Here is a 15,659-nt window from a genome sequence, read left to right as displayed (position 1 = left end):
GTGGGCGGCAGAGGATTTCGCATCCTTTCGAATGGCAGTCTAGACGTATCTTCGCCCGTCCGAGTCCTTACGCTTTCTGATACCCAGACGGAGATCGCAGCGCGCATGACCGACGAATCGAAGATCGAGTCCAGAATCCCAGGGCCCAGCGTAGAGGCGAAGCCCGCAGCCCCTCAGGCCAACGTCAGCTTCTCACGCCGCAACTTCATCGCGGGTTCGGCCCTTGCCGCCACCGGACTGATGATCGTCCCACGCCACGTCCTCGGAGGCGTGGGCCACACAGCACCCAGCGACAAGCTCAACATCGCCGGCATCGGCGTCGGCGGCATGGGCGCGAGCAACATCCGCAACCTCGCCAGCCAGAACATCGTGGCGCTGTGCGATGTCGACTGGGGTTACACCGACAAGTCGTTCCACAAGATGTTCGACAGTCTGGGCAAGGCGCAGGCGCGGCTCGACAAGGCGAAGACGCCCGCCGAGCGCAAGAAGGTGCAGGAGGACATCGAGCACATTCGCCTGCTCTCGCGCCAATATGGCTCGATCAAGCGCCATACCGACTTCCGCCGGATGCTCGACGAGCAGAAGGACATCGACGCGGTGGTCATCGCCACGCCGGACCACCTGCACGCGACGATCGCCAGCGCGGCGATGAGCCACGGCAAGCACGTCTATCTTCAGAAGCCGTTGACGTGGTCGATCCACGAAGCGCGCTTCCTGTCGAAGAAGGCCATCGACAACCCGCGCATCGTCACGCAGATGGGCAATCAGGGGCACTCGTCCGACGACGCGCGCCTGGTCAACGATTACATCGCCGCCAACGCGATCGGCGAGGTGCGCGAAGTCCACGCGTGGACGAACCGCCCGCTCGCGTACTGGCCGCAGGGCATTCCCCGCCCGGTCGCCGTGCCGCCCCCGGGTCCCGCGGATTGGGACATGAACGCGGTGACGGCCCGCCTCGCCAATGCGATGGTCGGCAACTACCCGCTGCCGAAGGGCCTGGAGTGGGACCTCTTCCTCGGCCCGGGCCCGGAAGTCGGCTATCACCCGGTCTATCACCCGTTCAACTGGCGCGGCTGGGTGGACTGGGGCGTGGGCGCCATCGGCGACATGGGCGCGCACCTTCTCGACTCGCCGTTCTGGTCACTCGACCTCGGCCTGCCGACCGCCATCGAAACGGTCTCGACGCCGTTCGACAAGGCCTCGTACCCGATGGCCACGATGACGCACTTCGACTTCCCGGCGCGTGGCGACAAGCCGCCGGTGAAGCTCACCTGGTACGACGGCGGCCTGGTACCGCCGGGGCTCGAGGCACTCGGCGCGGGCCAGATGCCGGACGGCGGCACGCTCTACGTCGGCTCGAAGGGCAAGCTCGTGCACGAAACCTACGGCGACAACCCGCGCCTGCTGCCGAAGTCGCTGCACGACTCGGTCGGCACGCCGCCGCAGACCGTCGCACGCATCAAGACCTCCCACGAGATGAACTGGGTGGACGCGTGCAAGGGCAAGGGCGAGGCGACATCGCCGTTCCCGTATGCTGCCAAGCTCACGGAGATCATGCTGCTCGGCGTCGTGGCCCTGCGCGCGGGCGGCCGCATCGAATACGACGCGGCCAACATGCGCATCACCAACCTGGCGGACGCCAACCAGTACCTGACCCGCGAGTACCGCAAGGGCTGGACCCTTTAAGGCCGGCCACCGGCGCGCAAGGATGCGCGCCGTCCGGGCACCGCCCGGTTTTCACATGATCCTTTGTAGGCTGCGCCGCGAGCCGGCCCCGTCCATGCCGGTCAAAGGATCCCATGTCGATCGAACCCGCCCTGCTGCTGACCCTGATGCTCGTGATCGGGTTCTTCTGCCAGTGGGTGGCGTGGCGCGTGCGCCTGCCCGCCATCCTGTTCCTGCTGCTCGCCGGCATCGTCGCCGGGCCGGTGACCGGGCTGCTGCGGCCCGACAAGCTCATGGGCGATCTGCTGTTCCCCGTCGTGTCCCTGGCGGTCGCGGTGATCCTCTTCGAGGGGAGCCTGACGCTCCGCTTCCATGAGCTCAAAGGCATCGGCCACGCCGTCCGGGGACTCGTATCCTACGGCGCGCTGCTGGCGCTGGCGCTGCTCGCCACGGCGGCGCACTTCATCGGCGGGCTGAGCTGGGAGCTCTCGTTCCTCTTCGGCGCGCTCACCTGCGTGACGGGTCCGACGGTCATCGCGCCCATGCTGCGGACCGTCCGTCCGAACGCGCGCATCGCGAACGTGCTGCGCTGGGAAGGCATTGTGATCGATCCCATCGGGGCGCTGTTCGCGGTGCTGGTGTACGAGGCGATCGCGTCGCATCGCGAGGGCCATTCGCTGCAGGTGTTCCTCGGCACGATCGCGTGCGGCGCGGTGACGGGCGGCATCGCCGCGTTCCTGCACGGCAACCTCTTGCGGCGCCACTGGATTCCCGAATACCTGCAGAACTTCGGCACGCTGGCCGCCGTGCTCATGACGTTCAGCCTGTCGAACGCGATCGCCCACGAGTCGGGCCTGCTCGCCGTGACCATCATGGGCATCGCGCTCGGCAACATGCGCGACGTACACATCGACGACATCATGGATTTCAAGGAACACCTCACGACGCTGCTGGTGTCCACACTCTTCATCCTGCTGGCGGCGCGGCTCGGCTGGCCGCTTCCCGACGGCGCGCTCGTCGCCGGGCTCGCGATCTTCGCGGTGGCGCAGGTCGTGATCCGTCCGCTGTCGGTCTTCGTCTCCACCCTCGGCAGCGAACTGACGTGGCGCGAGCGCGCGCTCATCGGCTGGATCGCGCCGCGCGGCATCGTCGCAGCCTCGGTCTCCGCCCTGTTCGCCATACGCATGGAGGAGACCGGCATGACCGGCGCGGACAGGCTCGTCCCGCTCGTCTTCCTCATGATCATCGGCACCGTGGTGTTCCAGAGCGCGACGGCGCGTCCACTCGCGCGCTGGTTCAAGGTGGCCGAGCCCGAGCCGCGCGGCGTGCTGCTGTACGGCGCCAACGCCGTCGCCATCGAGGTGGCGCGGGCGCTGCATGCCATCGAGGGCCTGCGTGTCGTCGTCGCGGACGACGACTGGCATGGCATCCGTACCGTGCGCATGGAAGGCGTGCCGACGTTCTTCGGCAATCCCGCGTCCCAGGCGGCGGATCGTCACCTCGATCTCGCGGGGATCGGGCACCTGCTCGCGATGTCGACGCACCGCGAGCTGAATTCGCTGGTGAGCGTGCACTACCGCGAAGAATTCGGTCGCGACAAGGTGTTCCGTCTGCGCAATCTGTCGCCGGAGGAGAGCCATGGCCGCGTGTCGCTGGCGAGCAGCCTGCTCGCGCCGGCGCTGTTCGCCGAGGACATGACGCACGACCGCTTCGACGACCTGCTGCGCGACGGCTGGCGCGTGAAGACCACGCGCCTCAGCGAGACCTTCGACTGGACGGCATTCCTGGCCCGGTACGGCAGCGACGCCCTGCCGCTCTTCGGCGTCGAGCCGCGCGGCGACCTGCGCATCGCCACGGGTCCGCACCCTCTCGCGCCCCGCCCCGGCTGGACGGTGATCGCGCTCGTGCCGCCCCAGACGAACGAGGCCTCAGACGGAGCGTGAGTCCCGGCGGCACGGTCCCGTGGAGCCACGCACCACGAGCTCGGCCGAGAGGACGCGCTTGCGCGGCGGCACCTCGGGATCGTTGAGGATCTCGATCAGCATCGTCATGGCCTCGCGGCCCAGGGCGTTCTTGGGCTGCGACAGCGTCGTCAGCGCGGGCGTGGTGTAGCGCGAGAAACGGATGTCGTCGAAGCCGACCACCGACACATCCTCCGGCACGCGCAGCCCACGCGAGATCAGTGCGCGCATCGCGCCGATGGCCATCTCGTCGTTGGAGCAGAACACGGCGGTGAAGGTACCGCCCTGCGCAAGCAGGTGATCGACCGCGCGCTCCCCGGCCTCGATGGAGAAGTCGCCCACCGCGGCCAGCGCCGGCTTCGCGCGGATGCCGGCACGCTTCAGTCCCAGTTGGTAGCCCTCTTCGCGATCGACGCAGATGGGACTCGACGACGGGCCCGCGACGAACGCGATGTCGCGATGGCCGAGGCTCACCAGGTAGTCGACGGCGGTGGCGGCGGCCGCCACGTTGTCCACGTACACGCTCGAGATCGAACGATCCTTCACGTATTCGCACGCGTTGACGATCGGCAGGCGACCGTCCACCGGGATCGTCGGGATGCGGTGGAACATGGTGATGATGCCGTCTGCCTGTCGCGCGGCCACCATGTCGGCGTACGCCTGTTCGCGGACGAGGTTGCTCTGCGTTTCACCGAGCAACACGGAATAGCCGTTCTCGTAAGCGACCTGCTCGATGCCGCGGATCACTTCCGAGAAGAACGGATTGGCGATATCGGGAAGCAGCGCGACGATCAGGCGGGTGCGCGCCGTGCGCAGGTTGCGTGCGAGCGCGTTCGGCGTGTAGCCCAGCCGCTTGACGATCTCGTGGATGCGCTGGCGGGTTTCCTCACTGACGATTTCCGGACGCTGCAGCGCGCGCGACACCGTTGCGACGGAAACTTTCGCGATCGCGGCGATCTCCTTGACCGTACGCACGCGTACCGTCTGCGGCGCAACATGAGCGCCACGGCCCTTGCCGCTTTTCTTCTTCGGTCCTGGTCGCTCGACGCTCACCCGATCTCATCCCGTTCCTGCGTGGACGTGAACGAGCGAAACGCCGCTCGCACCGTTCCCTATATGTTGCGATGCAACGTAACGGCTTGCATAAAACCGTTGCAGGGCTCTTCACCCATCTGATACATATCTTGGCATGTTCATGGCGCGCGACCCGCAAGCCGCCTGTTGAACCTCACACATCCCGTTCATGGTGAAGGACTTCGGGTCCACCGGCCATGCGGATGTAATCGAATACATTTTCAACGGCGGTGAGCCGTTGGGGGAAGCATGGCAAGCCAGTCGATTTCGACAAGCGCCAGGGTAATCGACCGGTGACGCCCGGCATGGATTCGTGCCCCTCGTCGGCACCCAAAGACTCGGAAAACTCTCTCATGATGACTCGCAGGCAGTTTCTTGCGCGGTCCGCGCTGTGCGGCACGGCGTTGGGGCTCGGTCTCGGCACGTCCGGGAAACTTCTCGCCGCCGCGTCCGCGGGCAAGACGATGGGCATCCAGCTCTACATGGTGCTCGACGCGTACCAGAAGGATCCCGTCGGCACGCTCAAGACGCTGAAGTCGATCGGCTACGCCGAGATCGAGGCGATCGTCACCACCACCGCCGAAACGCTGCGCGACCAGCTGAAGGAAGCGGGCCTCGCCTGCCCCAGCATGCATTTCGACAGCATGGGTTTCGACAAGGGCATCGATGCCGCGCACGTGCTCGGGTCGAAGTACATCGTCAGCAGCATGCTGCCCGCGACGATGCAGAAGGAAAAAGGCGGCCAGGGCAAGCTCACCTATACGCTCGACGATGCGAAGCGCACGGCGGAATACGCCAATCGTCTCGCCGAGAAGGCGAAGAAGGCCGGCCTGCAGTACGCGTATCACAACCACCACGACGAGTTCACCGACGTGGGAGGCGGCAAGACGTTCTACGACGTGCTGCTCGCGGAAACGGATCCGAAGCTCGTGCAGTTCGAACTGGACTGCGGCTGGGTCCACGCTGGCGGCAAGAATCCGGCCGACTACTTCAAGGCCAACCCGGGCCGCATCCCGCTGATGCACGCGAAGGATTTCCTGCCCGGCAACGCGAAGGACTATCCCGGCGCCGAACTCGGTCGCGGCACGCTCGACTACAAGCCCATCATGGCCGCCGCCGACGCGGCCGGCCTGAAGCATTGCTTCGTCGAGCAGGAAGGCCCGTTCGCCCGCATGAGCTCGCTCGACGCCGCGCGCGTCGACTTCGATTACCTGCGTCCGCTGCGCTAAGGAACCCGTATGGAAAAGAACACATTCGACGCCATCGTCGTCGGTACCGGCGTGAGCGGCGGTTGGGCCGCCAAGGAACTCACGGAGAAGGGCGTCAAGACGCTCGTCCTCGATCGTGGCCCGATGGTGAAGCACCTCGACTACCCGACGGCCATGAAGGCGCCGTGGGAACTGCCATACGGCGACGAGCCGACGCAGGAAGACCTAGCGCGCTGGCCGAAGCACACGCGCCCCTCGTTCTACGGCATCACGCAGTCCACGAAGCACTGGTTCGTCGACGACATCGACAATCCGTACGAGGAGACCAAGCCGTTCGACTGGTTCCGCGGCTATCACGTCGGCGGCCGCTCGCTGATGTGGGGCCGGCAGAGCTATCGCCTCAGCCCGATGGACTTCGAGGCGAACGGCAAGGAAGGCGTGGGCGTGGACTGGCCCATCCGTTACGACGACCTCGCTCCGTGGTACGACCACGTCGAGCACTTCATCGGCGTCAGCGGCAACAACGACCACCTGGCCCAGCTGCCGGACGGCGACTTCCTGCCGCCCATGGACCTCAACTGCGTCGAGAAGGACTTCCAGAGCAAGCTCGACGCGAAGTTCAACCGCAAGCTCATCATCGGCCGCACGGCCAACCTCTCCGCGCCGCTCAAGCATGATCAGAGCCCCCAGCGCGGCACCTGCCAGTACCGCAACCTGTGCATGCGCGGTTGTCCCTTCGGCGGCTACTTCAGCAGCAACTCGTCCACCCTGCCCTCCGCGGAGCGCACCGGCAACATGACGATGGTGACCAACGCCATCGTGTACGAGCTGATCTACGACAACGACAAGGGCAAGGCGACGGGCGTTCGCGTGCTGGACGCGGAGACCGGCAAGCAGACCGAGTACTTCGCCAAGGTGATCTTCATGTGCGCGTCAACCTTCGGCACCGCGCACATCCTGATGAACTCGACCTCGACGCGCTTCCCGAACGGCTTCGGCAACGACAGCGGCGAGCTCGGCCACAACATCATGGACCACCTCTTCGGCACCGGCGCGCGCGCCATGGTCGAGGGCCACGAAGACCGCTACTACTCCGGCCGCCGCCCCACCGGCTTCTACATTCCCCGCTACCGCAACATCGGTGCCGACAAGCAGAAGTACCTGCGTGGCTTCGGCTTCCAGGGTGGCGCCGGTCGTCAGGACTGGACGCGCCTCGTCGAGCAGCAGGCGCTGGGTGAAGACCTCAAGCGCGCCGCGCAGGAGCCCGGTCCGTGGTACGTCTCGATGATGGGCTTCGGCGAGATGCTGCCGTCGCACAAGAACTTCGTCACGCTCGACCGCAACCACAAGGACAAGTACGGCCTGCCGGTGCTCAACTTCGACGCCGCGCACCAGGAGAACGAAATCCTGATGAGCAAGGCGATCATCGAGGACGCGATGGAAATGCTGACCGGCGCCGGTTACCGCGACGTCGGCTCGTTCTCCATGAAGGCCAACGTCGGCGCCGGCATCCACGAAATGGGTACCGCGCGCATGGGCCGCGATCCGAAGACGTCGGTGCTCAATGGCTGGAACCAGATGCACGCCTGCAAGAACGTCTTCGTGACGGACGGCTCGGCCATGGCGTCGTCCGCCTGCCAGAATCCGTCCCTCACCTACATGGCGATGACCGCGCGCGCGGCCAACTTCGCCGTGGAAGAACTCAAGCGCGGCAACATCTGAGGACCGACCCATGAATCGTCGCGAATGGTTGAAAAGCATGTCCACGCTGGCCGTCGGTGCCATCGCGGGCCCCTCGTTGCTCGCGGTGTTCGACGCGCATGCCGCGGCGAAGGCGCCGGGCGCCAAGCCGCAGTTCTTCAATCCCGCGCAGTACACGCTTGTCGGCACCGTCGCCGACATCGTGATTCCGCGCACCGATACCCCGGGCGCGACCGACGCCGGCGTGCCGCTGTTCATCGACCAGCTGTTCTTCGCGGTCTACGCGAAGCCCGACCAGGCGCGCTACACCGCCGCCATGGCGGCGTTCGACAAGGCGGGTGGCAAGCCGTTCCAGCAGCTCGACCCCGCGCAGCGCAAGGCGCTCGTGGAGCGGCTGCACAAGGAAGCGCTCGCGGTGCCCAAGGGCGGCAAGATCCCGCCGGCCGCCGACTTCGTGCTGATGACCAAGAAGCTCACGATGCTTGGCTTCTTCCTCTCGCAGCCGGGCTGCACGCAGGTGCTGCAGTACGCCGCCGTGCCCGCCCAGTGGAAGGCCGACATCCCGCTGTCCGAGGCCGGCAACGGCCGGGCGTGGGCCGTCGAGGCGGAACTGAAGATCTGACGGGAAGACACTCGCCACATGAGCATGCCTGACGACACGACCGACATCGGCCGCCGCTCCGCCCTGGGCCGCCTCGCCACCGCCGCCGCGCTGGCCGGCGCCGCGCCGCTCCTCGCTTCCGCCCAGGCGGTCGCCGGGAAAGCACCTTCGCCGGCACCCGGCGGTGGACGCCTCAAGCAGTCGCTCAGCCGCTGGACGTCCAAGGCGCCGCTGCCCGATCTGTGCAAGCGCCTGAAGACGATCGGCTTCACCGGCGTCGACCTGCTCTACGCGGACGAGTGGTCGGTGGTGACCGATCACGGCATGGCCGTATCGATGGGCTATCCCGCCAAGCGCGACAACTTCATCGAGATGGGCTTCAACGATCCGGCGAACCACGCGACGCTGATCAAGGAGATCGAAACCACGATCCCGCTCGCGAAGCGCGCCGGCGTCACCAACATCATCACCATGTTCGGCAACCGCAAGGCCGGCATCGACGACCAGCGCGCGATCGACAACTGCATCGCGGGCCTGTCGAAGATCGCGCCCTACGCGGCGGAGAACGGCATCACGCTGTGCCTCGAGCTGCTCAACAGCAAGGTGGACCACCACGGCTACCAGGGCGACCACACGGCGTTCGGCGTGGCGGTGACGAAGGGCCTGAACTCGCCCAACGTCAAGCTGCTCTACGACATCTACCACATGCAGATCATGGAAGGCGACGTGATCCGCACGATCCGCGACAACATCCAGTGGATCGGTCACTTCCATACCGGCGGCGTGCCCGGTCGCCACGAGATCGACGGCACGCAGGAGCTGAATTACCGCGCCGTCGCGACCGCGATCGCGGACCTCAAGTACCAGGGCTTCATCGCGCACGAATTCATGCCGACCCACGCCGATCCGTTCGACTCGTTCGCCGAGGCGTTCCGGATCTGCGCTGTCTGACCCCCTCCCCAAGGAACGCCCCATGAAACAGTTCAATCCGACGGCCCTCGCCCTCGCCGCCATCGCCACCCTCGGCGCGACGTCCGCTGTGGCGCAGGACGATCCGAAGGCCACGGAACAGTGGGAACCGGTACCGAAGGTCGTCACGCCGGGTGCGACGGACAGTGCGCCGCCGTCCGACGCCGTCGTGCTCTTCGACGGCCGCAGCCTGGCCGGCTGGGAAATGTCGAAGGACAAGTCGCCCGCCGCCTGGAAGGTGCACGACGGCATCGTCACCGTCGACAAGACCACGGGCAACATCCAGACCAAGCAGCGCTTCCGCGACTACCAGCTGCACCTGGAATGGCAGATTCCGAAAGACATCACGGGTGAAGGCCAGGGCCGCGGCAACAGCGGCATCTTCCTCGCCTCCACCGGTCCGGGCGACGAGGGGTACGAAGTCCAGATCATGGATTCGTACCAGAACAAGACCTACGTCAACGGCCAGGCCGCGAGCATCTACAAGCAGACCGCGCCGCTGGTGAACGCCGCGCGCCGACCGGGCGAGTGGCAGAGCTACGACATCGTCTGGACGGCGCCCGTCTTCGCCGCCGATGGCTCGTTGAAGTCGCCGGCGTACGTCACGCTGTTCCACAACGGCGTGCTCGTGCAGAACCACACCGAACTCACCGGCGAAACCTTCTACATCGGCAAGCCGAAGTACAAGGCGTACACCGACGCGCCAATCAAGCTCCAGGCCCACGGCGACCACTCGCAGCCGATCAGCTTCCGCAACATCTGGGTCCGGCCGCTGAACTGATCTGGCTCACTCCGCGATGGCCGGGGCCTGCGAAGGCCCCAGCCATTGCAGCACCCGGCGTATCCACGCCCCTGCCGGATTACGATTCCAGACGAGCGTCGCGACGCTCTCCGCCGGCATGTCGTACTCGATCCGGTTCGCGCCCTGCGCGATCGACACGCGCCGCGCTTTCTTGTTGATGTTCACCAGGACGAGCACGTAGGCGTCGTCGCTCTCGTTCTGGAAGGCGACGTTGGCGATGTTCTTCTCGGCGTCGGTATCCGTGGACTTCAGGCGTACCGCGCCCCGCGTCACGAACTTGCTGAAGTGCGCGATCGCGTAGTACTCGTCGTTGCGCGTGACCGCGCCCGTCTGCGAATCGATCGTGACGATGCCCTTGCAGAGCGCGCAGCCGCCGAAGTGCGGCCCATGGTTTTCGTCCAGCGCGAGGTTCCAGTAGATGGCTCCCTTCGCCCACTGGCGGATGCCGGTGACGAGGAGGTTGCGCGAGAACCAGAGCAGCTCGCCGTTGACGCTCAGCTCCCAGTCGCCACCGGAACATTCGGTGATGTAGGTGTTCTTGTCGGGATGGGCGCGGTGCACGCGCCCCTGCTCGTGCTGGCTGCCTTCGTAGCAATGCCATGCGACGCCGTCGACGTACCGTGCCGCGGCGGGATCGCCGAGCACCGCCAGCGGTTGCTCGGGATGGCTCCAGTTGTGATCCCAGTCGAGGATGCGTGTCGGCGGCCGGCGCCCGGCAAGCTTCGGGCCCAGATATTTCGCGATGATGCGGGCGCGCTGCTCGGGGCCCATGAGCATCCCCGGGTAGCTGATGGGCGAGAAGGCGGGCTCGTTCTGCAGCGTCAACGCGGCGATGGGAATGCCGTAGCCGCGATACGTGTCGACGTACTTCACGAGGTAGTCGGCGTAGACGCTCTCGTATTGCTCCTGGAGCTCGCCGCCGATGAGGTTCTCGTTCGTCTTCATCCACGCCGGCGCCGTCCACGGCGAGGCGACCACGAACAGATCGGGCTCGATCGCCATCGCTTCCTGGACGACGGGGATCACGTCCTCCTCGTTGGCCGTGACATCGAAGCGGCGCAGCGTCGGGTCGGTCTGACCGAACGGGATGTCGTCGAGCGTGTAGAGCCGCAACGAGAAGTCCGACGCGCCGATCGTGAGGCGCATCATGTCGAGGTTGAGGTTCGGTGGCGGTCCGTACAGTTCCCGCAACAGCTCGCGTCGCCGCGGCGCGTCCAGTTTCGTGTGAAGAAGCCACGCGGAGGCATCCGTCATCGCCGCGCCGAAACCGACCATGGTCTGGTAGCGCGCGCTGGCGTCGATCGTGATGTCGGCGGGCGACGCGTCGTTCGGACGCACGACCAGATCGGACTGCCGGGCGAGCTTGAGCCGGTGATCGGCCGTGCTCAGCCATACCTCCACGCGGGAGACGACCGGCGGCGCGGGGGCGGCGTCCACGGCGGCCGCCGCGGGTGGGCGGAACGACGGCGCGAGCACCGCGCCCAGGCTGAGCAGCGACACGAGCGCGACGACGATGACGATCGCACGACGGGACTCCGTCCGTCGCTCATCCATGGATCACGGCCGCACCGGAGGCGGCGTACGGGAAAAGAAGCCGTGCGCGCATGGGGTCATCATAGCGGCGAACGGGCCCCCTTGCCGATGTCCTCGGCCCTTCGGTTCAGGAGAGGGCGCTAACGGTGTCTAACAGCATATAACTGGCCGCCGCGGAGGACGGCGCGCAGGCTGTGGTCGATTCCTCCCGAGGAGGTGGATCGATGAACCGCCCGATGTCCTTTCCCCTACGCTGCGCCCTTCCGCATGGGCTCGCCGCCCGCATCATGCTGCTGCAATGCGCGGGTATCTTCTTCGCGCAGGTGGCCTGCGTGCTCCTCGTGCTGGCCGGGGCGCCCGTCGCCGTCGGCGCCGCGGTCGCGTTCGTGTCGATGCTGCCGTGGACGTGGCATGCGATCGGCGCCGCCGTGCGCCCGCTCAACGAGACGGCCGAGCTGCTGGAACGCTTCGATCCGGCGTACGTGCTCCCGCCGCCACCGGCGAGCGCGTCGGCCGACATGGCGCGGACGACCCACGCGCTGCGCGCGATCCATCTGCGTGTGCGAGATCACGTGGCGGAGCGGCTGGCGTTCCTTTCGGCGATCGCGCACGACCTGCAGACGCCCATCGCGCGCATGCGTCTTCGCGTCGAGGCCATGGAAGAGGTGCCGGGGCGGCCGTATGTGATCGACGATCTGCACCGCATGGAGCGTCTCGTCCGCGACGGGGTCCGCTATGCGCGCTGCGCCGAGGCACCGAGCGAGTCACCGGTGAAGCTTTGCCTCGTCGCCTTCGTCGACAGCCTCGCGTGCGATTACAGGGACGCGGGGAAGCCGGTCGCGTTCGCGGCGGTGCCCTCCCTCGTGATCCACACCTGCCCCAACGACCTCCGGCGCATCCTCGCCAACCTCGTCGACAACGCGGTGAAGCACGGCGGGCACGCGGAACTCAGCATCCACAGAACGGAGTCGGGTGCCGTGGGCATCGACGTGTCGGACCGTGGCCCGGGCATCCCCGAACACGAGCTGGACGACGTCCTGCGCCCGCTCTATCGCGTGCGCCGTGGCACCGACCCCGACACCGAGGGATCCGGACTCGGTCTCGCGATCGCGCATCGGCTGGCGCTCAACCTCGGCGGCCGGTTGCGCCTCGCCAACCGCGACGCCGGTGGGTTATGCGTCACCCTGCTGCTGCCCTGCGCCGACGTCGACCATCAACGCGTCGAGCTCACGCAGGTCCCGCGTATCGGCACCTTCGACGAAGGCATCGCGGCATGACACCAGGAGCGCGTCCGCCTCGACGTGGCGCGACGTGGAACGCCAGTGACGCGCGAGGTCCATCGCGCAGCGAAGCGCCCACGCCGATGCCGACTGCGTCGTGGCGAGATCGAGCGCGCGCTGGAGGGTCTCCTCGAACGTGCTGTCGGAAGCGCCGAGCCGCCGGGACACCGCGGCCTTGAGGCGAAGCAGTTCGGGCAGCGCGAAGGCTTCGCCCGTGCGCTCGCAGTGGGCGATGCTCGCCTCGACGAGCTCGTGCGCTTCCAGGGGCCTGTCGCTGGAGAGCAACGCCTCGGTCAGGGCGATCTCGAACGTGGTCGTCAGCAGTTCGTAGCGCATCGCCTTCAGTCGCGCGAGGCTGTCGCGGATCGTGTCCACGGCCCGGCCGGAACAGCCACCGAGTACCTGCACGATGCCTTGGAAACCGTCCGCCGCCGCGATGTACGGGCGGAAGATGTTCGCGTTCGCGGCGACCGAGAACGTGGAGAGCGCTTCCTTCACGCGATCGATCTCGCCCGTCCAGATGTGCACCGAAAGCGTCCAGATCAACGCGATGCAGTGGGTGACGGGATGATCGAGCGCGACGGCTTCGCGCAGCGCGCGGTGTACCCAGTGCCGCGCCTGGTCGGCGTGCCCCTGTAGCCACAGCGTGCGCGCCAGCGCGATGCACGAGCGATTGCGGTGATCGAATCCGTAGTGGATCGTGCGACTGAGTTCGGAGGGCAGGCTGTAGCGCAGCGAAAGCTCGAGAGACCGCCGTGCGGCCGCCTGGTCGCCCAGCAGGTGCTGCGACACGCCGGCGAGCGACGCCGCGACCGCGATGGCCTCCGGTTCGTCGATCGCGCGGCCGACCTCGGTGGCGAGTTCGGCCCACGCGAGCGACGCCGCGAAGTCGCCGAGGCGTTCCTCGTAGATCTGCAGCCGGCCGAGGATGCGCAGCTGGTCCCAGGGACGGTCCAGTGCCTGGGCGATCTCGAGCGCGCGGCGCAGGGCGACTCCCGTCGCATCGGTATTGCCGAGCGTGAACATGCGCACGAGTCCGAGCGCGGCCTGCAACTCGAACTCCACCGCCGTGCCCACATACGGCATCCCGAGGAGGTTCAGGGCGCGCTCGCACCACGTGCGGCATTCCGCCATGAACGAGAAGCGCAGGAAAAGCCGCGAGCTGACGGTGGCGAGGGGGATGGCGATGGCGCTCTCGCCCTGCGGGCCGAAGCTCCACTCCAGCGCGCTGCGCACGTTGCCGAACTGGCAGCTGAGCCGCAGCGACTCGCGCACCGCTTCCTCGCCCGTTTCGCCGAGCGAGTCGAGCACACGCAGGAAGTACGCCGCGTGCCGGCGCTGCAGTGCGCGCACCTCCGCGTCGCCGTGCCGTGCCATGCGCTCGCGCGCGTAGGCTCGGGTCATTTCCAGCAAGCGGAACGAGCCGGCCGCGACGCCGCGATCCACGGCCACGAGGCCCTTGGCCGCGAGGGCGTCGAGGGTCGCGATCGCGGTGTCCGCGTCCATGCGCGTATCGGCGAGAACGTGCGCGGTCGCGTCGAAGGAGAACGGACCGACGAACACCGACAGCCGATCGAAGGCGAGCCGCTCGGCGGTGGAGAGCAGCTCGTAGCTCCAGTCCAGGGTCGCGCGCAACGTCTGCTGCCGCGGTGCCGCCGTGCGCCGGCCGGACCAGCCGAGGCTGAAACGCTCGCCGAGCATGGCGTGCGTCGCCGCGACCCCATGCGTGCCCACACGCAGCGCCGCCAGTTCGATGGGTAGCGCCATGCCGTCGAGTCGCCGGCAGATGTCGGCGATCAGGCGCCGGTCATCCACGCTGGGCTCGGGCATCGCGCTGCCCGCCCGCGCGCGCTCGATGAAGAGCTCCATGGCGGGAAAAGCGAGCAGGTCGTCCGGAACGCCGTCGCCTTCCGCGGGAAAGGCGAGCGGGTCGAGCCAGTGCACGTGCTCGTCGGTCGCGCGCAGCGGCTCGCGACTGGTGGCGAGGATGCCGACGCCGGGCGCCGACGATCGTATGCGTTCCAGCGTCACCGATGCGGCGTCGACGACGTGCTCGCAGTTGTCCACGACGATCAGGAGCGTCGAGGCGCGCAGGTGCGCGATGAGGACGCTCACCGGATCGTCGGTTTGCACCGGTATCTCGAGGGCGCTCGCGAGCGCGAAGGGCACGAGCGCGGGGTCCTCGACCTGCGCGAGATCCACGAAGCGCACGGTGCGGCCTTCGTCGACAAGCCGGTGGCCCACTTCGACGGCGACGCTCGTCTTGCCGACCCCGCCGGCGCCGGCGATCGTGTAGAGCACCGAGGTCCCGAGGCGGTCGAGCACGCGCGCGACGTCGTTCGCGCGACCGATCAGCCGCGCGCGACGCGGCAACCGTCCGGCGCCAGCGACGAGACCGCCATGCACCGGCGTGGCCAAGGGCATGGACGCTTCGGCGAACACCCGCTGCACGGGCGCGACGAACGCGTAACCGACGCCCACCTGCGTGGCGATGTAGCGGGCCCCGGCCTCGCCGTCACCAAGGATCTTGCGCAACGACGTCATGTGGAAGCGCAGGCTGCCTTCCTCGACGACCACGTCGGGCCAGACGCGCCGGATGATGTCGCGCTTCGTCAGTACGCGGCCCGGACGCTCGACGAGCGCGACGAGAAGGTCCAGCGCCCGGCCCCCGATGTCGACCGGCTGGCCGTCGCGCAGCAGCCGTCGCTCGACCGGCAACAGCCGGAACGGGCCGAAGACCACCTCGGCACCCTCCACCTGCACGTCGTCGGAGATGGTGCCCATGTGTCGCTTCCCGGCCTTTCGTCAACGAAGACGGGGAACTATCGGAAGAACGCGCGTGCCATGCAACCCTACGAAAGGGTA

At 67.3% G+C, this 15,659-nt stretch carries 11 protein-coding genes; 8 read left to right on the top strand and 3 right to left on the bottom strand.

What is annotated here, in order from left to right; translation table 11 throughout:
- Positions 1 to 105: 105 nt before the first annotated feature.
- Both J2X58_RS15040 and J2X58_RS15035 read left to right on the top strand, forming a co-directional pair.
- On the top strand, positions 106 to 1,686 hold the full coding sequence (locus J2X58_RS15040; RefSeq protein ID WP_310049118.1) for a Gfo/Idh/MocA family oxidoreductase: 1,581 nt from the start codon (positions 106 to 108) through the stop codon (positions 1,684 to 1,686).
- 113 nt (positions 1,687 to 1,799) lie between these two features.
- Positions 1,800 to 3,608: a sodium:proton antiporter gene (locus J2X58_RS15035; RefSeq protein ID WP_310049117.1), complete on the top strand. Its 1,809-nt coding sequence runs from the start codon at positions 1,800 to 1,802 to the stop codon at positions 3,606 to 3,608.
- On the opposite strand, the gene J2X58_RS15030 is transcribed toward J2X58_RS15035, so the two are convergent.
- Positions 3,594 to 4,601, bottom strand: a complete 1,008-nt coding sequence (locus J2X58_RS15030; protein WP_310049116.1) for a LacI family DNA-binding transcriptional regulator — start codon at positions 4,599 to 4,601, stop codon at positions 3,594 to 3,596. The two genes, J2X58_RS15035 and J2X58_RS15030, sit on opposite strands and share 15 nt — an antisense overlap.
- A gap of 452 nt (positions 4,602 to 5,053) precedes the next feature.
- On the opposite strand from J2X58_RS15030, the gene J2X58_RS15025 reads away from it, so the two are divergent.
- Genes J2X58_RS15025 through J2X58_RS15005 form a run of 5 tightly spaced genes read left to right on the top strand, consistent with a single transcriptional unit; the run spans position 5,054 to position 9,960 of the window.
- Positions 5,054 to 5,929, top strand: coding sequence for a sugar phosphate isomerase/epimerase (locus J2X58_RS15025; RefSeq protein WP_310049115.1), 876 nt, complete (start codon positions 5,054 to 5,056; stop codon positions 5,927 to 5,929).
- Positions 5,930 to 5,938: 9 nt separating this feature from the next.
- On the top strand, positions 5,939 to 7,630 hold the full coding sequence (locus J2X58_RS15020) for a GMC family oxidoreductase (RefSeq protein ID WP_310049114.1): 1,692 nt from the start codon (positions 5,939 to 5,941) through the stop codon (positions 7,628 to 7,630).
- 10 nt (positions 7,631 to 7,640) lie between these two features.
- On the top strand, positions 7,641 to 8,231 hold the full coding sequence (locus J2X58_RS15015) for a gluconate 2-dehydrogenase subunit 3 family protein (protein WP_310049112.1): 591 nt from the start codon (positions 7,641 to 7,643) through the stop codon (positions 8,229 to 8,231).
- Between the two features lie 18 nt (positions 8,232 to 8,249).
- Positions 8,250 to 9,161 (top strand): TIM barrel protein, encoded by a 912-nt coding sequence (locus J2X58_RS15010; RefSeq protein WP_310049111.1) that lies wholly within the window; start codon positions 8,250 to 8,252, stop codon positions 9,159 to 9,161.
- A gap of 22 nt (positions 9,162 to 9,183) precedes the next feature.
- Positions 9,184 to 9,960, top strand: coding sequence for a DUF1080 domain-containing protein (locus J2X58_RS15005; RefSeq protein ID WP_310049110.1), 777 nt, complete (start codon positions 9,184 to 9,186; stop codon positions 9,958 to 9,960).
- A gap of 6 nt (positions 9,961 to 9,966) precedes the next feature.
- On the opposite strand, the gene J2X58_RS15000 is transcribed toward J2X58_RS15005, so the two are convergent.
- A complete protein-coding gene (locus J2X58_RS15000) occupies positions 9,967 to 11,535 on the bottom strand; it encodes a glycoside hydrolase family 30 beta sandwich domain-containing protein (protein ID WP_310049109.1) in 1,569 nt (522 codons plus the stop codon).
- 215 nt (positions 11,536 to 11,750) lie between these two features.
- Here J2X58_RS15000 and J2X58_RS14995 point away from each other — a divergent pair, with 215 nt between their 5' ends.
- Positions 11,751 to 12,791, top strand: coding sequence for a HAMP domain-containing sensor histidine kinase (locus J2X58_RS14995; protein WP_310049108.1), 1,041 nt, complete (start codon positions 11,751 to 11,753; stop codon positions 12,789 to 12,791).
- Here J2X58_RS14995 and J2X58_RS14990 read toward each other — a convergent pair.
- Positions 12,687 to 15,578, bottom strand: a complete 2,892-nt coding sequence (locus tag J2X58_RS14990; protein ID WP_310049106.1) for a winged helix-turn-helix domain-containing protein — start codon at positions 15,576 to 15,578, stop codon at positions 12,687 to 12,689. The two genes, J2X58_RS14995 and J2X58_RS14990, sit on opposite strands and share 105 nt — an antisense overlap.
- Positions 15,579 to 15,659: the final 81 nt, after the last annotated feature.

Source organism: Luteibacter sp. 3190 (assembly GCF_031456385.1).
Taxonomy (GTDB): Bacteria; Pseudomonadota; Gammaproteobacteria; order Xanthomonadales; family Rhodanobacteraceae; genus Luteibacter.
This window is presented reverse-complemented; position numbering and strand designations above follow the sequence as displayed.